General features: G+C 38.8%; 29 protein-coding genes and 1 pseudogene. 25 read left to right on the top strand and 5 right to left on the bottom strand.

Annotated features, from left to right (window positions below; all coding sequences use genetic code 11):
* From EGI31_RS09855 to tsaD, 3 genes are all read right to left on the bottom strand, one after another.
* Nucleotides 1-554, bottom strand: a 554-nt coding sequence (locus tag EGI31_RS09855; RefSeq protein ID WP_255037063.1) for an FAD:protein FMN transferase, incomplete at its 3' end; no start/stop codon positions are given.
* 37 nt (nucleotides 555-591) lie between these two features.
* Complete coding sequence (locus tag EGI31_RS09850; protein WP_255037062.1) at nucleotides 592-2,940, bottom strand: penicillin-binding protein 1A; 2,349 nt, start codon at nucleotides 2,938-2,940, stop codon at nucleotides 592-594.
* Between the two features lie 102 nt (nucleotides 2,941-3,042).
* Nucleotides 3,043-4,053, bottom strand: coding sequence for a tRNA (adenosine(37)-N6)-threonylcarbamoyltransferase complex transferase subunit TsaD (gene tsaD / locus EGI31_RS09845; RefSeq protein ID WP_255037061.1), 1,011 nt, complete (start codon nucleotides 4,051-4,053; stop codon nucleotides 3,043-3,045).
* 212 nt (nucleotides 4,054-4,265) lie between these two features.
* On the opposite strand from tsaD, the gene EGI31_RS09840 reads away from it, so the two are divergent.
* Together EGI31_RS09840 and dnaB are read left to right on the top strand one after the other, a co-directional pair.
* Nucleotides 4,266-8,918 carry a translocation/assembly module TamB domain-containing protein gene (locus tag EGI31_RS09840; protein WP_255037060.1) on the top strand — a complete coding sequence of 1,551 codons (4,653 nt, stop codon included), beginning with the start codon at nucleotides 4,266-4,268 and terminating at the stop codon, nucleotides 8,916-8,918.
* A 72-nt stretch (nucleotides 8,919-8,990) separates the two neighbouring features.
* Nucleotides 8,991-10,457: a replicative DNA helicase gene (gene dnaB, locus EGI31_RS09835; protein WP_255037059.1), complete on the top strand. Its 1,467-nt coding sequence runs from the start codon at nucleotides 8,991-8,993 to the stop codon at nucleotides 10,455-10,457.
* 68 nt (nucleotides 10,458-10,525) lie between these two features.
* Here the strand turns inward: dnaB and EGI31_RS09830 are convergent, their stop codons facing one another.
* The gene (locus EGI31_RS09830) at nucleotides 10,526-10,720 is read right to left on the bottom strand and encodes a YqaE/Pmp3 family membrane protein (RefSeq protein ID WP_255037058.1); all 195 of its coding nucleotides are present in this window, start codon (nucleotides 10,718-10,720) and stop codon (nucleotides 10,526-10,528) included.
* 198 nt (nucleotides 10,721-10,918) lie between these two features.
* Here EGI31_RS09830 and EGI31_RS09825 point away from each other — a divergent pair, with 198 nt between their 5' ends.
* The 14 genes and pseudogenes from EGI31_RS09825 (at nucleotide 10,919) to EGI31_RS09760 (ending at nucleotide 18,811) form a co-directional block, all read left to right on the top strand.
* A complete protein-coding gene (locus EGI31_RS09825; protein ID WP_255037057.1) occupies nucleotides 10,919-11,239 on the top strand; it encodes an ArsR/SmtB family transcription factor in 321 nt (106 codons plus the stop codon).
* Entirely contained in the window at nucleotides 11,236-11,667 is a 432-nt protein-coding gene (locus EGI31_RS09820; protein ID WP_255037056.1) for an SRPBCC family protein, read from the top strand. Before EGI31_RS09825 ends, EGI31_RS09820 begins: the two co-directional genes overlap by 4 nt.
* Before the next feature lie 133 nt (nucleotides 11,668-11,800).
* A pseudogene (locus EGI31_RS09815) lies at nucleotides 11,801-12,169 on the top strand (SRPBCC family protein); the annotation flags it as partial.
* A 26-nt stretch (nucleotides 12,170-12,195) separates the two neighbouring features.
* Nucleotides 12,196-13,164: an SRPBCC domain-containing protein gene (locus EGI31_RS09810; RefSeq protein ID WP_255037055.1), complete on the top strand. Its 969-nt coding sequence runs from the start codon at nucleotides 12,196-12,198 to the stop codon at nucleotides 13,162-13,164.
* Between the two features lie 118 nt (nucleotides 13,165-13,282).
* On the top strand, nucleotides 13,283-13,663 hold the full coding sequence (locus EGI31_RS09805) for a DoxX family protein (protein ID WP_255037054.1): 381 nt from the start codon (nucleotides 13,283-13,285) through the stop codon (nucleotides 13,661-13,663).
* A gap of 100 nt (nucleotides 13,664-13,763) precedes the next feature.
* Nucleotides 13,764-14,186 carry an SRPBCC domain-containing protein gene (locus EGI31_RS09800; protein WP_255037053.1) on the top strand — a complete coding sequence of 141 codons (423 nt, stop codon included), beginning with the start codon at nucleotides 13,764-13,766 and terminating at the stop codon, nucleotides 14,184-14,186.
* A gap of 183 nt (nucleotides 14,187-14,369) precedes the next feature.
* Entirely contained in the window at nucleotides 14,370-14,732 is a 363-nt protein-coding gene (locus tag EGI31_RS09795) for a DUF2200 domain-containing protein (protein ID WP_255037052.1), read from the top strand.
* 26 nt (nucleotides 14,733-14,758) lie between these two features.
* On the top strand, nucleotides 14,759-15,616 hold the full coding sequence (locus EGI31_RS09790) for a penicillin-binding transpeptidase domain-containing protein (RefSeq protein WP_255037051.1): 858 nt from the start codon (nucleotides 14,759-14,761) through the stop codon (nucleotides 15,614-15,616).
* Nucleotides 15,617-15,659: 43 nt separating this feature from the next.
* Nucleotides 15,660-16,052, top strand: coding sequence for a DUF1801 domain-containing protein (locus EGI31_RS09785; protein ID WP_255037050.1), 393 nt, complete (start codon nucleotides 15,660-15,662; stop codon nucleotides 16,050-16,052).
* A 102-nt stretch (nucleotides 16,053-16,154) separates the two neighbouring features.
* Complete coding sequence (locus EGI31_RS09780) at nucleotides 16,155-16,373, top strand: DUF4287 domain-containing protein (RefSeq protein ID WP_255037049.1); 219 nt, start codon at nucleotides 16,155-16,157, stop codon at nucleotides 16,371-16,373.
* A gap of 19 nt (nucleotides 16,374-16,392) precedes the next feature.
* Complete coding sequence (locus EGI31_RS09775) at nucleotides 16,393-16,743, top strand: bleomycin resistance protein (RefSeq protein WP_255037048.1); 351 nt, start codon at nucleotides 16,393-16,395, stop codon at nucleotides 16,741-16,743.
* Nucleotides 16,744-16,915: 172 nt separating this feature from the next.
* On the top strand, nucleotides 16,916-17,452 hold the full coding sequence (locus tag EGI31_RS09770; RefSeq protein WP_255037047.1) for a DUF2975 domain-containing protein: 537 nt from the start codon (nucleotides 16,916-16,918) through the stop codon (nucleotides 17,450-17,452).
* 3 nt (nucleotides 17,453-17,455) lie between these two features.
* On the top strand, nucleotides 17,456-17,659 hold the full coding sequence (locus EGI31_RS09765) for a helix-turn-helix domain-containing protein (protein WP_255037046.1): 204 nt from the start codon (nucleotides 17,456-17,458) through the stop codon (nucleotides 17,657-17,659).
* Between the two features lie 60 nt (nucleotides 17,660-17,719).
* Entirely contained in the window at nucleotides 17,720-18,811 is a 1,092-nt protein-coding gene (locus EGI31_RS09760) for an outer membrane beta-barrel protein (RefSeq protein WP_255037045.1), read from the top strand.
* A gap of 7 nt (nucleotides 18,812-18,818) precedes the next feature.
* Here EGI31_RS09760 and EGI31_RS09755 read toward each other — a convergent pair whose 3' ends face one another.
* The gene (locus EGI31_RS09755; protein ID WP_255037044.1) at nucleotides 18,819-19,346 is read right to left on the bottom strand and encodes an RBBP9/YdeN family alpha/beta hydrolase; all 528 of its coding nucleotides are present in this window, start codon (nucleotides 19,344-19,346) and stop codon (nucleotides 18,819-18,821) included.
* Nucleotides 19,347-19,512: 166 nt separating this feature from the next.
* Here EGI31_RS09755 and EGI31_RS09750 point away from each other — a divergent pair, with 166 nt between their 5' ends.
* The 9 genes from EGI31_RS09750 to EGI31_RS09710 all read left to right on the top strand — a co-directional run bounded on the left by EGI31_RS09750 (nucleotide 19,513) and on the right by EGI31_RS09710 (nucleotide 24,900).
* The gene (locus tag EGI31_RS09750; RefSeq protein WP_255037043.1) at nucleotides 19,513-20,355 is read left to right on the top strand and encodes a bifunctional helix-turn-helix domain-containing protein/methylated-DNA--[protein]-cysteine S-methyltransferase; all 843 of its coding nucleotides are present in this window, start codon (nucleotides 19,513-19,515) and stop codon (nucleotides 20,353-20,355) included.
* A 10-nt stretch (nucleotides 20,356-20,365) separates the two neighbouring features.
* Nucleotides 20,366-21,082, top strand: coding sequence for a 2OG-Fe(II) oxygenase (locus tag EGI31_RS09745; RefSeq protein ID WP_255037042.1), 717 nt, complete (start codon nucleotides 20,366-20,368; stop codon nucleotides 21,080-21,082).
* Nucleotides 21,066-21,299: an Ada metal-binding domain-containing protein gene (locus EGI31_RS09740; protein WP_255037041.1), complete on the top strand. Its 234-nt coding sequence runs from the start codon at nucleotides 21,066-21,068 to the stop codon at nucleotides 21,297-21,299. Before EGI31_RS09745 ends, EGI31_RS09740 begins: the two co-directional genes overlap by 17 nt.
* A gap of 11 nt (nucleotides 21,300-21,310) precedes the next feature.
* Nucleotides 21,311-21,919, top strand: a complete 609-nt coding sequence (locus EGI31_RS09735; protein ID WP_255037040.1) for an alpha-ketoglutarate-dependent dioxygenase AlkB family protein — start codon at nucleotides 21,311-21,313, stop codon at nucleotides 21,917-21,919.
* 156 nt (nucleotides 21,920-22,075) lie between these two features.
* Nucleotides 22,076-22,933 carry a YitT family protein gene (locus tag EGI31_RS09730; protein WP_255037039.1) on the top strand — a complete coding sequence of 286 codons (858 nt, stop codon included), beginning with the start codon at nucleotides 22,076-22,078 and terminating at the stop codon, nucleotides 22,931-22,933.
* 56 nt (nucleotides 22,934-22,989) lie between these two features.
* Complete coding sequence (locus EGI31_RS09725; RefSeq protein ID WP_255037038.1) at nucleotides 22,990-23,313, top strand: DUF2185 domain-containing protein; 324 nt, start codon at nucleotides 22,990-22,992, stop codon at nucleotides 23,311-23,313.
* Nucleotides 23,314-23,374: 61 nt separating this feature from the next.
* Nucleotides 23,375-23,818, top strand: coding sequence for a GyrI-like domain-containing protein (locus EGI31_RS09720; protein ID WP_255037037.1), 444 nt, complete (start codon nucleotides 23,375-23,377; stop codon nucleotides 23,816-23,818).
* 27 nt (nucleotides 23,819-23,845) lie between these two features.
* Nucleotides 23,846-24,259, top strand: coding sequence for a DUF6157 family protein (locus EGI31_RS09715; protein WP_255037036.1), 414 nt, complete (start codon nucleotides 23,846-23,848; stop codon nucleotides 24,257-24,259).
* Between the two features lie 32 nt (nucleotides 24,260-24,291).
* Complete coding sequence (locus EGI31_RS09710) at nucleotides 24,292-24,900, top strand: HD domain-containing protein (RefSeq protein ID WP_255037035.1); 609 nt, start codon at nucleotides 24,292-24,294, stop codon at nucleotides 24,898-24,900.

The raw sequence follows: 24,900 nt of genomic DNA, 5'->3' as shown, positions 1-24,900 counted from the left end.
AAATTTGAGATGCCCTTTTTTGTTAAATACTCAGCAATCAGGTCTACCGTATAACCTTGGGCGATGGCGTTGAAGTCCAATTGAATTTCAGGATATTTCTTGGTTATCCCCCCGTCTTTAAGGCTGACATTTTTGTAATTTACAAGCTTTCTGAGGCTATCTATTTGTAAATCAGTAGGGCTTGCAAAACCTTTGGTTTTAGAGAATCCCCAAGCCTTTACCAACGGACCAACGGTTATGTCAAAATAGCCTTTTGTATTTTTAGAGATCTGTTGGGATTTAATGAAAACCTCTTCGAAATGTGCATCGAAAGGCCCGAGGTTTTTATTGGCATTTATTCTAGATATCAAAGAATTGCTATCCCACAGGGACATACTGGCATCTATTAACTGGAACAAACTATCTATTGATTTTGAAAAATCGGCACTGGTTTTATCCTCATAAATTATTCTGTAGGTACTACCCTGAGCTTGACCTTGAAGTGTCCTGTATGGCGTGGAATCCCAACCAAAACTTGCTGACAAACACAAGAGAAGAAGTATTTTAAAAGGCATTGGGAGGAATTATTCCGTATAATTTATCAAATCATCCCTAGAGCAACTCATCGTCGTCGGCAGGTTTTAAGGCAGGTTGTGTACCTGTTTCACCCTGCGGCACAGGGAAACCTTCATTTGGATTCAGAACACAATCACCTACTATTCTGATTCCTTCAGGAATTACAAACTTCGTCTTCTTAAATTCTATGCCTTTGTCTGCATATACTTTTTGCATAAACATACCCCAAGCCGGCATGGCTACGCGTGCACCTTGGCCTTGCTCAATACTCTGGAAGTGAATGGCACGGTCTTCTCCACCTACCCAAACTCCACCAATAAGGTCTTGGGTCATACCCATAAACCAGCCGTCAGAGAAATTAGAAGTAGTACCTGTTTTGGCGGCCACCTCGTTGCCATCCAAAACCCCAAAACGACCCAAGCCCACTGCAGTACCGCCTGGAGCCGTGGCTCCTCGCATCAGGTGAATCATTTTATAAGCGGTTTCTTTGCTAAGAACCTCCTTTTGATCTGGCAAATATTCTTTTATAACCTCTCCGTTTTTGTCCTCTATTCTGAGCAACACCATGGGTTCGGTGTACTTCCCTTGATTGGCAAAAACGGCATAGCCAGAAAGCAACTCAAATAGTGATACCTCACCAACACCCAAGCATAGCGACGGTGAATTGGGCAATTCGCTCTTAATTCCCAACTGATGAGCATATTCTATGACTTTGGAGGGCTTAAATTCCTTTATTAACCTTGCACTGACCGTATTAATAGACTGTCCCAAAGCTTGTCTTAGCGTCAGTGAAGCATAAGAGTATTTACCGTCTGAATTTCTTGGGGTGTAGGAACCCATAATGCCGTCTTCGGCACCGAAAGTGACAGGTTCGTCAGTAACTCTTTCACAGGTAGAGAAACCATTGTCAATAGCCGTAACGTACACAAAAGGCTTAAATGTAGAGCCTGGCTGCCTACGACTTTGGAACACGTTGTCAAACTTAAAATGCTTGAAGTTAATACCGCCCACCCAAGCTTTTATATTGCCATTGCGAGGATCCATGGCCAACATTCCGATGTTCAAGAACCGCTTGTAGTGCTTTAATGAGTCAATATGCGACATCACAGTGTCACGCTCGCCATTCCATGTAAAAATCCTCATAGGCACTTTCTCACGCATACGAGCCAAAATAGCCTTGTCGTCATTACCGTAGGTTTCCTTCAGAATACGGTACATCTCGGTACGCTTGGCATTATTTTCAATGAAGTTCGGAATTTCGACATATTGACCTGAATTCTCGCTTTTACGCTGAACCCATGGATTTTTGTACTTAAATGCGTTATTGAATTTTGTCTGTTGATCACGCATGTGGGTTTTCATAGCCTCTTCGGCGTAGTTTTGCATGCGTGAGTCTATGGTGGTGTAAATTTTAAAACCTTTGGTATATAAGTCTGACTCCGAGTATCCCAATTTTTTCAAATCACTCTTGACGATATCCTTTAAATATTCTCTAAAATACTGAGCCATGCCATAGTTGTGACTCTCAGGCGAATAATTAAGCACAATAGGCATCTCAGACATCGCCTCGCCTTGCTCAGGGGTTAGTTTATTAAACTTCACCATTTGCGAAATCACGATATTTCTTCTGGCTTTGGAGTTTTTAGGAAAAAACTTTGGATTAAATCTTGAGGGATTTTGGATCATGCCCACCAACAATGCCGATTCCTCAGGTTCCAATTCTTTGGGCAGTTTTTTAAAATAAATTTTTGCGGCCGACTTCAAACCAACTGCCCCACTACTGAACTCTATGGTGTTGAGATACATGGTCATTATCTCGCTTTTGGTGTAGCGTCTCTCGAGTTTAATGGCCGTAACCCATTCTTTGGCTTTAATAGTCAAGGTTCTGAGTACGGGTATTTTGTAAAAAATCCCTTCATAAGATTCGTCCTGACGAAGTTTAAAGAGATTTTTGGCCAATTGTTGAGAAATTGTACTACCACCACCTTTCTTGTTAAGCGTAATCAATCCTCCAAAAACACGCAGCATACTGCGGGCATCTATACCCGAATGTTTGGTAAATCTTACGTCTTCAGTGGCTATCAATGCGTCAATAAAATTCTCAGGAATGTCTGAAAATGTAATAGGGCTACGGTTGCCATTTTCGAAGAAAAACTTGCCGATAACCTTCATATCTGTAGAAATAATCTCGGATGCTATTTCGCTTTTGGGATTGTCTAGATCATCCACTGAAGGCATTTTCCCGAAAAGCCAGAATAGATTGAAGTTGAGGGCGATTATAAAAAACAAGAATCCAGCCAGACCCAAATAGAAAAATCTGTAGAATAATTTTATGAGAAAACTATATTTTCCAGAAGCCAAATTTTTGAGAATTGGAAGATTCATATTTTAAGGGAAAGATTGTATTTAGAACTCAAAATTAATATTTTAAATGATTGAACGCAGCAGTTAACAATTAATTACCAAAAAAATTAAAAAAACAAGCGGTCAAAGTTGGAACCTCGGCATGGGACTTACCAGTTGATCGGTAAATTCACCTGCTAAATATTTAAAATGAGCAGCCATCGCTATCATGCCGGCATTATCAGTACAATACTGAAAATCAGGGATATACAAAGACCATTTTTGCTTTTCCGCTTCAACTGTAAGTGCCTTGCGAAGTCCTTTGTTGGCCGAAACTCCCCCAGCTATTGCAATCTCCTTTATTTTCAGCTCTTTAGCAGCTTTTCTGATTTTTCTAAGCAATGTAGTAATTAGAGTTTTCTGATAAGATGCACATATATCGTTGAGCCTTTCCTCCACGAATTCCGGTCCGTGTTTTTGGATAAAATACAAGAGCGAAGTTTTTACGCCGCTGAAAGAAAAAGTGTAGGAAGGCATCTCTGAAATCGGAAATTCGAAGGCATCTGGATTACCCAAAGCTGCGTGATGATCTATTTTCGGCCCACCTGGATAGCCCAAACCGAGCATTTTGGCTGCCTTATCGAAGGCCTCGCCCACTGCATCATCGGCTGTTTCTCCCAAAACTTCCATATCCAATGGACCCTTAACGAGCACGATTTGAGTATGTCCACCGCTTACGGTTAAACACAAAAAGGGAAACGAAGGCTTGGGTTCGTCAATAAAATGTGCCAAAACATGAGCCTGCATGTGATTCACTTCTATCAACGGAATATCTAAACCTAAAGCAAAGGCCTTGGCAAATGACGTACCTACCAACAGCGAACCTAACAAACCTGGCCCTCGTGTGAAAGCAATAGCTGAAAGTTCATTTTTATTGATTTTTGCCTCCTCTATGGCCGCATTAACTACCCGTACGATGTCCTGCTGATGAGCCCTTGAAGCCAACTCTGGCACTACACCACCGTGTTGCTCGTGGATAATCTGCGATGCCACAATGTTTGACCGCATTTGGCCGTTGTAAATAACCGCCGCCGAGGTTTCGTCGCAAGAAGATTCTATCGCTAAAATGACTATATTTTGAGTATTTAAGGGCATTTAGTTTTTATTATCATTATTTTTAAGAAATTTTGTGGGTTATTTCGGTAGGCAAAGATACGGAGAAGTGAATTAGCAGCCAAGTTAGTGGGTTCTCCTGGGAAAGAGAAATTTCGGACAGACGAAAATTCATCTTCGAATTGTCTAAAATCTCAAAAGTTTGGTTTGAATTTTGAAACAAAAATCGAAACAAATTATAAAAAATAAGGAATTTGAAACGCTTCATAAACATACTGATCAATACCGTAGGAATATTATTCTTACTGATTGTATCGTTGGCTATTTTGGCGTATTACTCCTTACAATTGCCTGAAGTACAGACCAATATCACCCAAAAAGCCACCGAATGGCTAAGTGAAAAAGTGGGTGGCAACGTAACTATTTCGCAAGCTAGAATTTCTTGGTTAGATGAAATAACTTTCGAAGACATCAACATCAAGGATTTGCAGGGCAGAGACATGATTTTTGTGAGAGAACTTTATGTAAACTGCAAGACGAATTTCACCCTTGATTTGGTCAATAATCTGAAGATATCTCTGGACGAAAATTACCTCCCGTCCATTACTTATAATCCCAAAAAAATATTCAAATTTGATAACAACCTCGACTATGTTTTGCTCAAAAACCCAGAGGTAAAACTGGTAAAGGACAATACAGGCAAACTTAATATCGATTATTGGATTGCGGCGATTGAAAAAATCGGTAAAGACTCTACTAAAAAATCTATTCCGAATCAAAATAAGCCCTTTACAATCGACAATGCTTATGTAACGAATGGCAACGTAAGTCTCAGCGACGCAAGAAGAGCACGTTTTCCTGAAAAAACCTTTGATTACTACAACTTTAGATTTGATAAAATAAACGCTAACCTCGAAGATGTACTTATTCTCGGCGATACCGTAGCTTTTAAAACCACTAACCTTTCGGCAGTAGATTTTCGAAGTGATTTGCAGATAAAAGACATCAAGACGGACTTTTTGTATTGCAAAACTGCCATGCTACTTGACAAGCTATCGGCATATATTAACAACTCGTTTGTTGGCGATAAACTTCATTTTTATTACGACAAACCGTCGGCATTCAATAACTTTTTTACGAAAGTAAAAATGAAAGCCAACCTTAAAAATACTATACTTGATGCCCAAGATTTGGGAAGATTTTCTTCGCAAATGTATAATTATAAGGAACGCTACCTACTTACAGCCAAAATGGATGGCTTGTATGTTGACCTGAATTTTAAGGAATTTGACCTGAAATTTGGCACTGGTTCTAGCCTCAAAGGCGACGTAAACTTTAAGGGATTTCCAGATCTTTTAAAAACGAATACCACCTTGTCTTTGAAACCATCCAAATTGCTTGCAAAAGACGTAAGTCAATACAGCAAAAATCCTGATTATCAGAAATATATCACCAAAATTGCTCAACTAGACTTGTCGGGTACTTTTGCTGGATTTTACAATGATTTTAAAACAAAGTCAGATCTGAATGCTACGGGCCTAGGTAAAATAAATGGTGAAATGGATGTGAAAATAGCCAAAGAAGCCACCTACCAAGGAGATTTCAAAATTCAACAATTAGACTTGGGTAAGCTATTTGACGAGCCTTCTTTACAAAAACTTACCTTTGACGGTAAAATAAAGGGTACTGGATTTGAAGTAAAAAGTGCATTGCTTGAACTAGACGGTCACGTCAGCGAAATTGCCTACAATGGTTATAATTATCAAAATATACTGGTAAAAGGGAATCTTGGACAGTCTATATTTGATGGTTACGTAGACATAAAAGACCCCAATATTACCGCCCAAGTAGAAGGAAAAGCCGACCTCAACAAAGAACTCAATACCTTTAAAATTAAGGGTTTACTTGAAAACGCCAATCTAAAACCGCTTGGGATTGCAAAGGAAGATCTGAAGGTAAAGTCTACTATAAATTTTGACTTTATTGGAAACAAACTTGACGATTGGATAGGCCGAGCTCGATTTTCAAATACCGTTTTGGAGAATGAGAATCATATCTTGGCGGTGGATTCATTGTATTTCAACTCTGGCATTTTTGAAAACCAAAGACGATTTTCGTTGGTATCAGAGTTTTTTAATATTCATATCAATGGCGATTTTGTTCCGAGCAAAATTATAGCCGATGCCAGCACACTAGTGAAGGAATACAAATTGTATTTTGATGAAACCGAGGATGAGCGACTAGCTTATTATAAAAACAAAAACTCTCTTAAAAGTCCACCCAGCAAGTTTTATGATGCCAATTATCAACTCTACTTCAAAGATAGCAAACGTTTTTTTGGCTTTTTTGACCCCAATATTTATGTCTCTGCAGGTTCGAAGTTAAGTGGTAAGTTTTCTTCAAGAGCCACTTCGGAGTTTTCCTTAGAGGGTGAACTGGACAGTCTGAGCTACAAGGGTAATCAGTTTAATAATTCAACGATAGACTTCAACACTTCCAAATATGCCCGTTCACCAGAAGTACTGACATCGCTCATACTCACCTCTGCTAACCAGAGAATTAGTAATGGAATTTTGACCGAAAACCTCTACGCCAATGCCTATTGGGGACAAGCTAACACCATAAATTTTGACACTTCCATAGACCAGCAAAACAGTAATAGCAAAATCGGGCTATTTGGCTCGGTGAAATTTACCCCTGAAGGTTTTGACATCCGATTCAACCCCAAAAACAGTGAGGTTTATTTGATAGACAAAAAATGGACTTTTTCTGAGAACAATCTTATCAATGTGTTGGAAAACAAAGTGGTTTTTAATGATTTGAAGCTTTCAAATAATAACCAAATTGTACGGTTCAACGGCGTGGTGTCGAACGATCCGCAACAGGAGTCAGTGTTAAGCGTTCAGGATTTTGATTTGTTAACGCTAAAACCATTTACCAATGTAGAAACCAAGGGTATTGCAAACGGAGAATTGCGTTTGAGGGATTATTACAAGAATCCCTTCTTTACCAGCAACTTACATGTGGAAAATTTAGAATATCGCAATAGTTTGATAGGAACAGTAACCACCGAGGCCAGCTGGGACAACTTGGCCAACAAACTCAAAATAAACGGAAGTGTTTTTAGGCAATTTGAGGAAATATTCAGAATGAGTGGTTATTATGATCCTGCGATTAAGAACAACCCACTAAACCTCAAAGCCAAAGTTAGGAACTTGAACTTGAACATGTTTGAAGGTATGCTAACCAGCGTAATGACCAACATGACGGGTGTTGCAGAGGGCGATGTGGAAATATTCGGCAGTCCCTTAGACCCCATTTTCAAAGGCCAAATAGACATAAGCAAAGGTTCTTTGAAGGTGATTTCATCTGGAACAACACTCTATTTTGACGACAAAATTTTGCTCAACGAAGAAGGCTTTGTGGCTGCACCTGAGGGTGTTACCGTGCGTGACGCTCCAACTGGAGGTAACTCTGCCATTATTCAAGGGGGTATTTTCAATGGCGGGTCAGGTAAATTTATGGTAGGTCTCAATGCCACTATCAAAGGCAAAGATGGCTTTAAAGTATTGAATTTAAAGTCTTTTGAGAGTGATGTATTCTACGGAACAGCCTTTGCTGGTGGAGATTTACAAATGACTGGTGACTTTGAGAACATCGTGGTAACGGGAAATTTGAACAGTAAAAAAGGTACGAAGATTACAATACCAATGGACAGCGGCAAAAAAATTGACTTAAAGCAGGAAGGTATTCCTTTCCTGAAAAAAGTCGAAAAAGTCGATTCCACCTTACTCCTAAAATCAAAGAAGCCAAAAATAAAGACAGGTGGCGTAAAATTAGCATTCAACCTGAGTTTTACACCTGATGCCGAGTGCGAAATCATATTTGACAGAACCAATAACGACGTTCTCAATGTCTTTGGTGAAGGACGTTTGAGTATTTTATACGATACGCGTGGAGACTTTACCATTAATGGCCCATATGTGGTTAGAAACGGAAAATATAACTTTAGTTTCCAGAACCTCGCCTCGCTCCGTAAATTCAACATTGTAGATGGTAGCCGTATTACATGGACAGGTGACCCCTATGAAGCCAGTCTTGACCTGAGAGCAAACTATACGGCCAATATTCCGATTCCGAGTTCTATTTCGCAAGATTTAGCCAATACTTCAACACGTTTTCCAGTGAACGTTTCTGTGCTTCTGTCTGACAGATTACTGACACCAACCATCAAATATGACGTAAATTTTGACTTAAAGCAGATACCTTTAACCGGTCAAACGGACCTCCTAGGATTTGAACAAAGACTTCGAAATGACGAGCAACTTTTAAGTAGAAACGTTTCGAGTATTTTGGTTTTTAATGAGATTTTCCCAGATAATTTATCAGAGGCCATTACACAACAGTTCCTCATAGATAACGTGAGCAATTTGCTATCCAACCAAATCGGTAATCTGGCCAACAAGCTGAATCCTAACCTCGAATTAGGTGTACAGTTTGGTGATTTTAGGGAAAATATACTGAACAATATGCAGCTAAACTTTAGTTACAGGTTTCTGAATAACAGAATAAAACTCAGTGGAAAAAGTTCGTTTATAAATAGTCTTGAAAACAATATAAACGTGGGAACCACCGGCCAATTGTCTGTAGGTGGGGAATTGGAATACAATCTTTCACAAGACGGAGAATATAAATTTAGACTTTATTCGCGTAGTGTTCCTACAAATTTTTACACGTTTTCTTCCACTGGAAATGTAGTAGTGTCTGGTGGAAATTTCATCATTTCGAGAAACTTCAATTCGCTTCTTAACAACAAGAAAACGAAAACAATTCCACTTGGAGTTGGTAAAAAAGAAGAAGTTTCGATGCTAAAATTAGATTCCACAGGCAGTAATTTTGTAAAATAAATGAAGAACTGAAAAGACCACGAAACCTGTTTCAAATAAGAAAATTACAAGCAAGCGGCAAAAATCATAATAATGAAACAACAAAGAAGAAGATCTCCTGAAAAAACCAAACGAAACCCTGAGCAAATCTTTGATTTTCAGCAGTCTTCGCACATCATAGAATTGGAGGCAGCCGTGCTGGGAGGTGTCATAAAAGAAAAAGACGCACTCACCACGGTGATTGATGTACTTAAACCCGAAAGTTTCATTTCTGAAAAACACGAGGCCATTTATCAAGCTATTTTGACACTTTTTGGCAAATCCGAACCCGTAGATTTATTAACCGTTACCAATCAACTCCGACTCAATGGCGAGTTGGAATTCATTGGTGGAGCTGCTTATTTGGCCCGAATTAGTGCCAAATCAATCTCCAGCCACATAGAACAAGATGCTCGTATCATTGTACAATATGCTATTAGGAGGAGTATTGTAAAAATAATGGGCGATGTACAAACAAAAGCCTACGAGGATACCACAGACGTATTTAACCTCCTCGATAGCACCGAGCAACATCTCAGAGAAATACAGGAAGGAAATCTCAATAAGAACATCCCAGACCTTCACTTGGTGGTGCAAAAAACCATTCAAGAAATTAAGAATAAAGCCGAACAAGACGGCGGATCGGCCAGTGTACCGTCTGGTTTTCCATCGCTTGACAGGGTAACGGGCGGATGGCACAACACGGAATTGGTCATCATCGCTGCCAGACCCGCAATGGGTAAAACAGCCTTTGTGGTATCAGCACTTCGAAATGCCGCTATTGACTTCAAAATGCCAGTTGCTTTGTTTTCTTTGGAAATGAGCAGTCAGCAGGTAATGCTTCGTTTGATATCGGCTGAGGCAGAAATAGACTCTAACAAACTCCGAAAAGGTGAACTAGAAACGGAAGATTGGCATGCCCTACATTCCCGACTAAACAACCTTGCCACAGCACCGATATATATTGACGACACCCCGGCACTTTCAGTGCTCGAACTACGCACCAAAGCACGTCGTCTTAAAGCATTTCACAATATTAGACTTCTGATTGTGGATTATTTACAGCTCATGACGGCAGGTAACGGCAAAGGCGGAATGAATCGTGAGCAGGAAATAGCAGCCATTTCGAGGTCACTGAAAACCATCGCAAAAGAACTTAACATACCTGTACTGGCACTTTCGCAGCTGAGTAGATCGGTAGAAACCCGTGCGGGTGATAAGCGTCCGCAACTCTCTGACTTGAGGGAATCGGGCTCCATAGAGCAAGATGCCGACGTGGTGATGTTCTTATACCGACCTGAATATTACCAAATTACTGAAACCGAAACGGGTGAAAGCACCAAAGGTATGGCAGAAGTAATTATTGCAAAAAACCGAAGCGGTTCTGTCGATAACGTAAACTTGAGATTTGTTGGAAAATACACCCGTTTTATGGAATTTGACGGTTTTACGGTGTCACAAGACAAATATGAGGAAATCAGTGGTACCAAAATATTGGGAAGCAAAGCCAATGATTTGTAGAGTTTTAGAAAAACTGATTTTCTACAATTGCGAGAAATTGCGAGATTCTTCGAGAATCTCGCAATTTTTTATCTTGCCATTCTGCGTTCCATTCTCCTAATTCGGGAGTCATTTTTCCCATCCACTCGTGAGGCCACTGCCCAAAGTGCTGCCGGAAGCCACCCAATAATGGTAATCTGAAGCAACAAACACAAGATTCCACTTAGTATTTTCCCTCTTAAGAAAAAAGATAACCAAGGGACTAAAACTGCAATTAATAACATAGCTTTTTCATTTTTGCGTCAAGATATACCGAGCATTATTCTCCTTAAAATACATTTTTACGAGTGGTAAATTCTTTATTTGAGTCCTTGGGAATACTTTATGAGGCAATTGCAAAAAAAAATTTTAAAAAAATAAATAAAACTTTGTGAAACCAAATAGTTGCACATATATTTGCAACCAAATAGTTTCATATAATAATGCGAAGAGATATTTTCCAAGCCATAGCCGACCCTACCAGAAGAGCCATTATAGCCTTAATAGCCCTTCAAGCCATGACACCCAATGCCATTGCAGACCATTTTGAAAGCAGCAGGCAGGCGGTATCCAAACACCTCAAAATACTGACAGAATGCGAGTTAATAAAACAAGAACAAAAAGGGAGAGAGATTTTTTATAAACTTGAAGTAGAAAAAATGAAAGAGATTGATATTTGGCTAGAGCAATTCAGGAAAATTTGGGAAAGCCGTTTTGAGCAATTGGATGCCCTACTACTTACCCTTAAAAATGCTAAAAAATGAAACCCGATATTGTAATTAGTAGAGTATTTGACGCTGACATTAGCTTGGTTTGGAGAGCGATAACAGAGAAAGAACTCATGAAAGAGTGGTATTTTGACCTCGAAAAATTTGAACCGATAGTCGGTTTTAGGTTCGAGTTTAAAGGAGGCCACGAGGACGGCATCCAATACAATCATCTCTGCGAAATAACCGAAGTAGAGTTTGAAAAAAAACTTACCTACAGCTGGAAATATGAAGGTTATGAAGGCTTATCGTTCGTGAGTTTCGAGCTCAGCTCTGAAAACAATAAAACCCAATTAGATTTTACCCACTCTGGTCTTTTGAGCTTTCCAAGTTCTAATCCAGACTTTGCCGTTCACAATTTCGAACAAGGGTGGACACACTTTATTGACCATGCGTTACCTCAGTTTTTAATAAAAAATATATGATATGAAAAAGCACCTATTATTTGATTTCATTGCCGACAAAGCCCAAAACACGCTCACTATCAGAAGGGAGTTTACTGCCAAACGTCAACTCGTTTGGGACTGCTACACCAAGGCCGAATAACTCAGTCAGTGGTTTGCACCTAGTCCACTTACGTCCAAAACTAAGTCGATGGACTTCAGAGATGGTGGCCACTGGCATTACGCCATGGTAGAACCCAACGGTACGAAGCATTGGGGCTGGACAGATTTTATCCATATACAACCCATTGATTTTTATACCTCCACTGATGCCTTTTGTGATGAAAACGGAAAAGCCAACTCTGACCTCCCTTCCGCAGAATGGAAAGTTACTTTTACGGATTTCGGTGAGAGCACCGTTGTAGAGACGGTGGTCAACTACAAAAGCTTGGCGGATTTGGAAACAGTAATTAATATGGGTATGAAAGAGGGAATGGTTTCGACCCTCGAAAGACTTGACGACCTATTAGAAAAATTAGTTTAATATCAACCTTATTTCAGTAAGATACGATGAAAAACGTTTTAACATTCGATTTTGAAGTAGACAAAATCAACAACCAAATACACGTTAAAAGAGAGTTTACAGCTGACGTGCCCTTGGTTTGGCAAGCTTGGACCACCTCCGAAATGCTCGACCAATGGTGGGCCCCACGCCCCTATGAAACCAAAACTATTTCGCTCGATTTTAGAGAAGGTGGAAGGTGGTTCTATGCCATGATAAGCCCAGAGGGCGAAAAACACTATTGCGTAGCCGACTACAGCAGCATAGAAGAACATAAAGTCTTCAAGCATTTAGATGCGTTTTGCGATGAAAATCAAGTTTTGAACACCCAAATGCCTCGTACCCAATGGACAAGCCAATTTGATGCAAATGGAGATAATACTTTGGTAAGCCTAACGATGCAATACCAAAAACTAGAGGACTTGGAAAACATTATTGCCATGGGCTTTAAAGAAGGCTTCACCATGACCATGGATAATCTTGACCAATATATTGCGGCACAGTTTTACCTTAGAAAACAAAATAAAACTGACTATCAAGCCAGAGTTTGTGTTTACCTCAACTTTCCAGGAAATACAGAAGAGGTACTTAATTTTTACAAAAGTGTGTTCCGCACCGAGTTTTCGGGGAAAGGAATTCAGCGTTTTGGTGATTTACCTGCCGACCCAAGCCACCCGCCAATGGCCGAAGCTTTGAAAAACAAAATATTACATATTGAAATGCCACTGATTGGAAATCATGTCTTGATGGCCAGCGATGCACCAAAAGAAATGGGATTCGAAGTGACGATGGGCAATAATATGCACATACAATTAGAACTAGAATCTCGAGAGGAGACCACCAGACTTTTTGAGGGCTTGTCAGAAGGTGGTAATATTACCATGCCGCTACAAGACATGTTTTGGGGAGCCTTTTTCGGAAGCTTAACAGACAAGTTTGGCATAAACTGGATGTTTAGTTACACTGCCAAAGATTGAACTGAATCCTTATTGTGATTCTTACCAGCATTGTCAAAGATTTTTTATCGGAAAACATGAGAAGGTTTCGGAAAACGTAAATTATTCATAAATCACTTTTTAAACCCAAAGATTTCAAATGCAAAAGAAAATTTTAAACGTACTATCCGCTTTATTCGGATTATTACTACTTAACGGTGGCCTCGATAAGTATTTGCACTACATGCCTGTTCCGCCAAATCTGCCAGAGGCCTTGATGAAAGACAACGCGGCTTTTATGGAAATTTCTTGGCTAATGCCATTGGTTGGAGCTGCCGAAATATTGGCAGGATTACTTATAATTTTTCCAAAAACCAGAGCACTAGGAGCAATAGTTGCCTTTCCTGTAATGCTAGGGGTGCTATTCGTTCACCTTACTGTTGCCCCAGAAGGCTTACCTATTGCAGCAGTTATTTGGCTTATACTTGGTTGGATTATTTATGACAACCGCAAAAAATATCTACCCATGATAGGTCAATAGATTATGCCAAACAGATTATGAATTAGCAACACCGAGAGGGAATTTGATTCCTTCTTGGTGTTTTTTTCGTTAGATTTGTCTTATCCTTAAAAATTATTCAATGAAAGATAATTCTGTCCTCAAGGTCGAAGTTGTTGTTGCAAAACCGATTGATGTCGTGTGGAAAGCATGGACTACTCCAACTGATGTCAAACTTTGGAATATTCCTTTTCCTGACTGGCACTGCCCAAAAGCGGAGATAGATCTAAGAGCGGAAGGATTTTTTTCTTTCAGGATGGAAAAAATAGACGGAAGTGAGGGATTTGACCATTCTGGATTTTATGACAAGGTCATTGATAATCAGCTGATTGAATACACCGGTTTGGATAAAAGAAAATCTATTATAGAATTCATAGAGAACCAAAATACCACCACCATAAGTGAAATATTTGAACCTGAGGAAATGACCCCCATAGACCTACAAAGTGATTTTTGTCAATCGGTTTTGAAAAACTTCAAAAAACATGTGGAGTCCAAAACGTAGAAACAATGCATCACCTTAAATAAGACATCTTAATTATCACAAATCGTAAAACAATCTAGATTGTTTAAGATATTCCGACAAAAAACCAGCAAAAGTTAAACAAATACTTTGTACTGATTCTTGGCAAATTCTTGTTTTTATCTTAAATTTATTCTTCTGAAATATTAAAACTAAACTCAAAAAATGCAGCCCACAGATACCCATAATGAACGCATGGCTAACATGACATTTGCTTCGGTTTATCCTATGTATGTCACAAAAGTGGAGCGAAAAGGCCGAACTAAAGAAGAGCTTCATCAGGTAATTACTTGGTTAACTGGCTTTGATGATTCTAAAATTCAGGAATTTATATCCAACAAAGTGACTTTTGAGGCTTTTTTTGCACAGGCAAATCTACACCCTAATGCTCCCCTGATCAAAGGGCTAATTTGTGGGTATAGAATTGAAGAAATAGAAAATCTGTTGACACGTCAAGTCAGATACCTGGACAAACTAGTGGATGAACTGGCAGCTGGGCGTAAGATGGAGAAAATTTTGAGAGCTTAAAAAGATACTTTTGAACAAACCTTGTGATGAAAACTTCAATTCTTGTTATACTAATTTTGGAACTGATGTTTTCATGTCTATCGCGAGAACAGAACAAGAGTGAATTCATCAAAAATCAGACGGATAGCGTAATTGTTAGACCAGATTTTAATAAGTATTTCATAGATTGTAGAGTTGAAGGTTCGGTGGCTATTTATGACAATAGTAACAAAAAATGGATTCTTTCGGACACCATTGGAGTGAATTTGGAGACACTTCCAGCCTCCACTTTTAAGGTTATAAATCTCCTCATAGCACTCGAAACCCAAACCATAAAGAACGAAAATCAAATAGTACAATGGGTGGGTAGTACCGACACCGTCAAATATGGCTACAGACCAGAAATTTACCACGACATGACCGTCAAGGAGGCTTTTGAGGTTTCAGCTGGCTGGGTATTTGTGGAATTAGCAAAGAAAATAGGCAAAGAAAAATATCGAAAATATCTAAAAGCTTCGGGCTATGGAAACGGTGATTTATCTCAAACTGATGCAGATTTCTGGAACTTCGGAGCTTTCGGTATTTCTCCCATCAATCAAGTTAATTTTTTGAGAAAGCTTTATGAAAATAAACAGCCTTTTTCGAAAGAAAACATGGCGATAGTCAAAAAAGTAATGATTAATGAGCAAAACCAAAGCTACATTTTGCGTGCCAAAACAGGATGGACAAGGGACAAAGGCATAAATACAGGTTGGTGGATTGGATATATTGAAAAAGGCTCGAATGTCTATTTTTTTGCTACCAGATTGCTTCAAGATAGGAAAAACAACCGTGCGGATTTTGATAATTGTCGGAAAGAAATCACGAAAAAAATTCTAACAGATATCGGAGCTTGGGATCAATAGTTATTCGAACCCTCAGCTAAAAACCAATAAAAAATCGATTAACATGAATAAAGACATCCAAAATTATAACGACCAACTATCTAGCGAAGAAAAAGCAGTATGTGATACATTGGCCAATGAAATATCTGCAAATTTGACTGAGTCCGAAAGTAAAATATGGCATGGTCATCCCGTCTGGTTTCTGAATGGAAACCCTATTGTGGGTTATAGCAAACAGAAAAAAGGCATTAAGCTGATGTTTTGGAGTGGTGCAAGTTTCGACGAAGCAAAGCTCGAAATTGGAACCGGCAAATTTAAAGATGCCGGTATTTACTACAATTCGAAGGAAGAAATCGAAATAGTAGTTATAAAACGCTGGTTAGAAAAGTCGAGGAAAATCCAATGGGATTATAAAAATATAGTAAAACGCAAAGGAGTTTTGGAGCGTCTAATTTGAAATTGCAGTAGATAAAATATAAATTTCATTTCAAATTTGAGGGCCAATTCAAGTGGTATTTCTCGATGTATTATTTAATTTAGCCCCAAATATTTATTCAAAATGTCATTCCAAGCCTACATAGACAACATCAAAACTAAAACTGGCAAATCGCCCGAAGACTTTAAAAAACTAGCCGAAGAAAAAGGCTTTGTGGTGGGAGGAGAAATACCGAAAAGCATAAAAGCAACCGAAATAACCAATTGGCTCAAAGAGGAGTTTGAACTAGGACACGGTCATGCCATGGCCATTTATGCCAGTTTAAAAGGTAAAACCGAATAATATTTAACCAAATACATTTATGTTGACATCCATCAATCCCAAATTGCCGATGCGGAACAAAGCCGCCACATGGGAATTTTATATTGAAAAACTCGGCTTCAGCCTTTTTGGTGATTATGAGGTTTATCTAATGGTTGAAAAAGACGAAATTCAAATTCACTTTTTTGAGTTCCGAGACTTAAATCCCCTTGAAAACTACGGTCAGGTGTATATCCGAACCAACAACATTGAAGAATGGTACAAGCAAGCCATCGACAAAAAACTAATGATGCCCAAAGCAGGACACCTTGAAACTAAACCGTGGGGAATGAAAGAATTTTCACTCCTCGACCCCGACCATAACCTACTTACATTTGGGCAAGATATTTAATTGATTTGCCAATTCTAAATTTCACTTATTAAGAAATTCTTTGATTCAATTTTTGGGTCAAACCAATTTTCAATTAACTAAAACAAAAAATATTTACTAATTTTTAATGTATATTTATTGTTTATCAATAAATTTTATTACGTTTGTAACATAATTTAAAAGTAGTACAAAAATGTCAAACACAAATAAGTATGTATTTTACGGCCTCCGAGTGATAGCTTGGATGATCTTTATTGGTCTCTGTATTGAAGCTGGAGCATTGTTGGTTAATTTTGTAATGAGTATCTACAAACCAGAGATTGTTTCCAGACTTTACGAAAAACTAGATTTAAGTGATTTGTTTGCCTATTCAGAAGATGCTTATTATTACATGTATAGCTTCATTCTGGCCATAGCCATGTTAAAAGCCTACCTGTTTTACGTAGTAATCGAATTGGTAAGTAAACTCAGCTTGTCAAAGCCATTCAGTGAGTATGTGGCTGACAAAATTTCCAAAATTAGCTATTTTACATTTTCTATAGGGATCATTAGCTATTTTGCTCGAGAGTCTGTCAGGTATTTGGAGCATCGTGGATTAGACTTAGACAATTTAAATAGGTTTTGGGCTGACAGTCAAGCCTTTATTCTTATGGCGGCCATAATATATGTCATCTCTAATATCTTCAAAAGAGGAATAGAATTACAAAACGAAAACGATTTAACGATATAGATTATGCCCATAATAGTGAACCTTGATGTGATGATGGCCAAGCGAAAAATGTCGTTAAACGAACTTTCCGAAAAAGTAGATCTGACGCTTTCGAACCTCTCTATTCTGAAAACAGGCAAAGCCAAAGCCATAAGATTCAGCACTTTAGAGGCCATTTGTAATGCCCTTGACTGCCAACCTGGTGATATTTTGGAGTTTGTGGGATGAGCTAAATAAACTATTTTTGCACTTCATTTTACTAGTTTTGGTAAAATTTTAACATGATTGATGTTTAGACTCTTTAAAATCTCTACACTAATTTTTGTAGTTCTAGGGACTATAATTCCAAAAATTGTATTTTCACAAGCAGATAGCTCCGCCAAATTTGTATTAAGTGCTTATGCTGAACCCTATTTCAGTTTTAACCTAACAGACCGAAGGCAAAAGCTAAAAGAAGATTTTGTATACAACCATAAACGGACCAAGATGCCAAACTTAAATCTGATGTTCGTAAAGGGTGCTTATAATTTGGGACATATCAGAGCAAACCTAGCGATAATGGCTGGTGATTATGCCAAATATAACCTTGCCAATGAGCCTTCCTGGGCAAGAATAATTTATGAAGCCAATGCCGGTATCAAAATCGTCAAAAATAGAAATATTTGGCTCGATGGGGGTGTTATGCCCTCGCATATAGGTTTTGAAAGTGCTCTTGGAGCAGATTGTTGGACCTTGACCAGAAGTCTTTTGGCTGAAAACTCCCCTTACTACGAAACAGGCTTTAAACTCTCTTCCGCTTCAAATGACGAAAAATGGAATGCTTCCATTTTGGTTTTGAATGGTTGGCAAAAAATCAAGAGGCCAGATGGTATCAGAAAACCTTCTTTCGGGGCTCAGATAAATTATAGACCAAACGAAAAAGTGTTTGTAAACTACAGCAACTTTGTAGGTTCAGACAAGCCCGATTCCTTGGGAATCAGCCGTGTTTTTCACAATTTTTATACTCAATTACAAGTCAGGAAAAACTTGGATCTTTTAATTGGGTTTGATATCGGTACAGAATTTGGGTTGAATAGTACAAAAAAAGTTCATTGGTATTCCCCGGTTATAATTTCTAAACTCCGTCTCAAAAATGATAACCAATTGGCTCTTAGACTTGAATCTTACGCGGATGCAAACGAAATCATTGTACAAACCAAATCAAATCTGGGTTTCAAAACATCTGGAATTTCGGTAAATTATGACTACAAATTGTCAGAAAATATGCTTTGGCGAATTGAGCCCAAACTTCTTTATGCCGACAAGAAGATTTTTACAAACGATAATCAATCTAGTAAAACTGATTTTACAATTACCACCGCACTTACTTTGAAGTTGTGACTATTCATTAATCAAACTTTCTCAAAAGCTCCAATCCAAAAGGCCATTCACCATATCCAGCCGAAACATTGATATGACCAGCCTCACCGATATTTATAAATTCGCTACTCCAAGTTTCTGCAAAATATCTGGCTCGCTCCTCTGAAACCCAAATGTCGTTTGTACTTAAAACAACTATACTTTTGAATGGCAACTTCTCGGTTGGTATAGGCGTAAATCCCGTCATCGGAAATGTATAAACCGGATTTTCAATATCACTGGGAGCCACCAAAAGTGCACCTTTTATGGCTTTCGGAAACCTTTTTGCCCATTGAGCCACAGCTGTACATCCCAAACTGTGTGCAACCAGAACAACTTCGGAAGGTTCATAGTCTGAAATCGCGTACTCAATATTCAGAACCCAATCCTCACAATCAGGTTCATCCCAGCTTTTTTGCATGATTCTCACGAAATTCTCGCCCGAATTCTCAAAATGTGTTTGCCAATGATTTTCGTCCGAATTTCCTAGGCCTGGAATTATGAAATAAGTTGTCATCGAAGGAGTTTTTTATTCAAACAATACATTCGTTTGAAATGGTTTCAAATAAAGGTTATGATAAAAGTCAAGCTCGATTAACTAACGCAATTTCTACAAATCTTAGCAAGAATCGGATTTTTTGAAAAGAAAACTATATCGACATTTGTACCATCAAAATGAGAATATGGAAACGCAAGACAAACTGAACTACGATAGAATTGCCGAAGCAATAGCATATATAAAGGCCAATTTCAAAGACCAGCCGAACCTCGACGAATTGGCCGAAAAAGTTCATCTGAGTCCTTTTCATTTCCAAAGGCTCTTTAGCGAGTGGGCCGGCACAAGTCCCAAGAAGTTTTTACAATACACCACCGTTGAGCATGCCAAGAAACTTTTAAAAGCCAACCAAACCTCAGTCTTCGAAACTGCCCATGAAATGGGTCTCTCAGGCACTAGTCGTTTGCACGAATTGTTTATAAATATTGAAGGCATGACACCCGCAGAATATAAAAACGGAGGCAAAAACCTGAAGATAAACTACAGTTTTGCCGAAAGTCCTTTTGGAAACATCCTGGTAGCATCTACCGAAAAAGGAATCTGCCACATGGCCTTTTATGAAAATGAGCAAATAGGTCTCCAAACCATTCAAGGTCACTTTCCACAGGCAACTTTCCAGAGAAAACTGGACATTTTACAACAAAATGCCCTATTTATTTTTCAAAATGACTGGAGTAAACTCAAACAAATAAAACTGCACTTAAAAGGCACAGACTTTCAGCTAAAAGTTTGGGAAACGCTCTTGAAAATACCCATGGGACAATTAACCACCTATGGATCTGTGGCCCAACAAATAGAAAAACCCACTGCTTCACGAGCAGTTGGAACAGCGATTGGTAGCAATCCTGTAGCGTTTTTGATTCCGTGTCACAGGATTATCCAAGCATCTGGCAATCTGGGCGGATATATGTGGGGAACCACCAGAAAAACGGCTATCATTGGCTGGGAAAGTGCGAAATTGAACTTTTGATTTTATTAGAATGAATCGCGAATTAATCATAAAATTAGAAAGCGTTGATTGGGAAGCATTCGCAGAAACTATGCATGAAAAAGGATATGCAATTATCCCAAACATACTGACTGCCGCCCAATGTGAAGAACTTAAAAATGAGTACGAAAACCCTCTTCTTTACCGCAAAACAGTAGTAATGGAACGCTACAGATTTGGATTGGGAGAATACAAATATTTCAAGTACCCTCTTCCGAGTCTTATTTCAGAAATTAGAACAAATATTTATGCAAAGCTTGCTCCAATAGCCAATCTGTGGTTTAAAGTCCTAAATATCGAAACAGAATTTCCAGAAACTCATGAAGAAATGTTGGAAAAATGCCGTAAAAATGACCAATTAAAACCAACTGTTCTGATTCTAAAATATGGCAAGGGAGGTCACAACACTTTGCACCAAGATCTGTACGGCGATGTATTTTTCCCCATTCAAACTGTATTGTTCTTGAACCAACCTGATGAGGATTACACTGGCGGTGAGTTTGTACTTACCCAACAAACCCCAAGAGCCCAATCCAAGGCCATAGTTTTGAAACCAAAAAAGGGCGACATGTTGGCTTTTACCACCAATTTCAGACCCATAAAAGGCTCAAAAGGTTATTATAGAGTAAATATGAAACACGGTGTAAGCGAAGTTCATACGGGCGAATGTCATACTTTGGGCATCATTTTTCATGATGCTAAATCTTGAAGGAATGATTCGGCATGACGACATAAATCCTGCAGAATTGCGAAAACAAATACGACAAAAGAAGATTACTTTTGGAGGAAATGTAAAACTCAAAATCTTCGGAAAACTCAATTGCAAATCTGGAAAAAGAATGTTTAAACAGAATAGAGTGTTCTTTTGTTCTGAAGAAGAAGCTCTAGAAAGAAATTTCAGACCTTGTGGTCATTGTTTAATATAAAATCTGGCAGAATGGACTTGTTTGATTTCAAACCCGACTCATCAAAAAACTGGCTACCTTACGAGGGAACGGTAAACTATTACGGAAAACTGTTTGACCATCAGCAGGCCAATCATTACCTAGATGCGTTGCTCAATACCATAGAATGGCGTAACGACGAAGCCGTGATTTTCGGCAAAAAAATTATTACGAAGCGAAAAGTAGCTTGGTACGGTGAAAAACCCTTTGAATATACTTACTCCAATACAACCAAGCAGGCTCTTTTGTGGACCAAAGAATTGCTAGAACTCAAAGAAACCATAGAAAACGCAACCGGCGAAACCTTTAATTCTTGCCTCCTAAACCTATATCATTCTGGAGATGAAGGCATGGCTTGGCACAGCGATGGAGAAAAGGACCTTAAAAAAGACGGTGCCATCGGTTCCTTAAGTTTTGGGGCCGAAAGAAAATTTGCTTTTAAACATAAGCAATCAAAAGAAAAAATAGACCTTTTTCTAGAGCATGGTAGCTTGTTGGTAATGAAAGACACCACCCAAACGCACTGGCTACACCGTCTTCCACCAACCAAAATGGTGTCTAAGCCACGCGTTAATCTCACTTTCAGAACTATTGTTGAGTGATTGAGGCTATTCAACTCCTTGAACTTTATTATTTCGATTAGTTTGGGCAATTATGAGTAAGAAAAAGCCATTTCTTACGTTGGTTTAATATGACTTTGTGGAATTTTTATCCCCAGAATACCATTAATATATTAAACAAACCCTCGGACATCAGCCATGACTCCTTCGAAAAGACTAATAAAAGATACCGTTTTAATAACCATTGGCATTTTTTCGGCTGCCTTTGGCTTTAAGGGCTTTTTACTTACCAATCATTTTATTGACGGTGGAGCCACAGGAATATCACTTTTGATATCGGCCTTGACCAAAATACCCCTCTCCTACCTCATAGTGGGCATAAATTTTCCATTTATCATGATGGGTTACAAAATTGTTGGTCGCCAATTTGCCATAAAAACGGCATTGGCCATATCCGGATTAGCCCTTGTATTGGCCACAGTGAGTTTTCCAAACATCACCAATGATAACCTTCTCGTGGCTATTTTTGGTGGGTTTTTCTTAGGTGCGGGTATTGGTTTTGCTATCAGAGGTGGAGCGGTTATAGACGGCACGGAGGTTCTCGCCATTTATTTAAGCCGTAAATTTGGCACTACCATCGGTGATATTATAATTGTCATCAATGTGATGATTTTCGGTGCAGCAGCCTATTTTTTGGGAATCGAAATCGCCCTCTATTCCATGATAACCTACCTAGCGGCCTCCAAAACCCTCGATTTTATAGTTGAAGGCCTCGAAGAATACATTGGTGTGACAGTGGTTTCAGACAAAAACGAAGAAATCAGACTGATGATTATAGACAAATTGGGCAGAGGAGTAACGGTTTACAGTGGCAAAAGCGGCTACGGAAAAAGAGGTGAAATGAAGGAAACCGATATTCTTTACACGGTTATTACCCGACTGGAATTGAACAAATTAAACTCCGAAATAGAGAAAATAGAGCCGAGTGCGTTCGTGGTCATGAACAGCGTAAAAGATACCAAGGGCGGCATGATTAAAAAACGTCCCTTGCATTGATAACATTGGTTGGTTTTCCATATTTTCAATATCTTTACTTTCCAAAAATCAAAAATATGCAATCAAAAATAGAGGAATTCCAAGACCTCATACCAACGGGTGGCACTTGTATGGCCACCGGAAAAATTACTGAAGAGGGCCTAAAAGTAGGCTTTATGTACAGAGAAGAACCTGAGGACGAATTTGATACAGGCTGGAGGTTTTATTCCGGCACAGAAGACGATGAATACGTTGAAAACCTGGACAATATCTCAATTTATGACGTAAACACCATCGCCAATTATGACAGGGCCATAATTCCGATGCTCAAAAAACCGATAGGCTCTGAATGGGAGCGAATAGAAGGAACGAATAGATTTCAACCTTTAGAGGAAGAGTAAAAACGAAGGCTACTGACATAGGGTTGTCAGGAAGGGCACTTATTTTTGCAGAAAAAACAAAATGCAAAAGATAAATATCGTCGGAATCTCGACCAGAACAAGCAACAACAATGGTGAAGCCGCAAAAGACATTCCGGCACTTTGGGGAAGGTTTATGGGCGAAGGCATCTCGAAACTCATACCCAACAAAATTGATGAAACCATTTACTGTCTTTATACTGATTACGAAAAAGATCATACTGCACCTTACAACACGATTTTGGGCTGTGCAGTGAGGAGTTTGGACGAAATCCCAAATGGCATGGTCGGGAAAGTTATTGAAGTAGCAAACTATCAGCAGTTTACAGCAAAAGGAAATATCAATGAAGGAATAGTTTTCAATGAGTGGGTGAAAATCTGGAACACTGATTTGAACAGAGCCTATACCACCGACTTTGAGGTGTATGGTGCCAAGGCAGCAAACCCTGAAAATGCAGAAGTTGATATTTTTATTGCCTTAAAATAGCATTTTGGGCCATTTAAAACATAAATTATGAAAGAGCATACGACCAACTATTACAATACTTTCATTGAAATAGCCGACGATTGCCCCACAGAAAAGGCAGAGATACCGCCTATCAAAGCTGATGCAAAATCAGTAGCAAATATACAATTTGAATTTATCAATAAGAACCCATACAAATTCACGTCCGATGATGTTTTATTCTCTGTTTTTGCAGAAAGAAAAGAACTCTTGGAAGATGAACTAGAAAATGCTCGGAAAGAATTTTTCTCCAAAGGGCAAGCTTGTTTCAGGGCATCGCCACTTACCAAACGCTACGGATGGGGTCTTCACAGTAATTCTGAAGGAAGAATAGCACTTTACGCTGCTGGGTCAGAGGAGTACGAAAGACTAAAAAATGATCTAAGTCTAAAAAAATACAAAGCCATGAAATCGAAGAGGTAAGTATTTTACCGAAAATAAATGAAAAAACAGAAATGACCAGTCTTGAAAAACAAATTGAATTCATAAAAGAAATAGACAAACTGAAGTATATTCAGCGGAAAACCAAACTTTTGAATAGTGACAGAAACGAAAACGATGCCGAGCATAGTTGGCACTTGGCAGTCATGGCGGTCATTTTATCTGAATACTCCAACTCCAGCATTGACCTGCTAAAGGTCATCAAAATGGTGCTCATACACGACATTGTGGAAATAGACGCTGGCGATACCTTCATTTATGACTCTCAGAAAAACCACACCAATACCGAAGAGGAACTTTTAGCTGCAAAACGTATTTTTGGCATCCTACCCACCGAACAAGCAGAAGAACTAATAGCTATTTGGGAGGAATTTGAGACAGGGGAAACAAACGAAGCCAAATTTGCAAAATCGATGGACAGATTGGAACCACTTCTGCAAAATACCTCGAACAATGGCGGCACATGGAGAGAATATAATGTTGATTTTGAGACCGTTTACGAAAAGAAAAAAGTTATAAAAAACGGCTCAGAAGTGATATGGCAATATGCGGAGAACCTGCTTAACGAAAATGTGGAAAAAGGAATTCTGAAGAAAAAGCAGGAAAAAACCAACCCGTCGTAA

The organism is Lacihabitans soyangensis (assembly GCF_024343775.1).
In the GTDB taxonomy this organism is placed as follows: domain Bacteria; phylum Bacteroidota; class Bacteroidia; order Cytophagales; family Spirosomataceae; genus Leadbetterella; species Leadbetterella soyangensis.
Note: the sequence above shows the minus strand (reverse complement) of the source record. Positions and strands in the feature narration are given on the sequence as shown.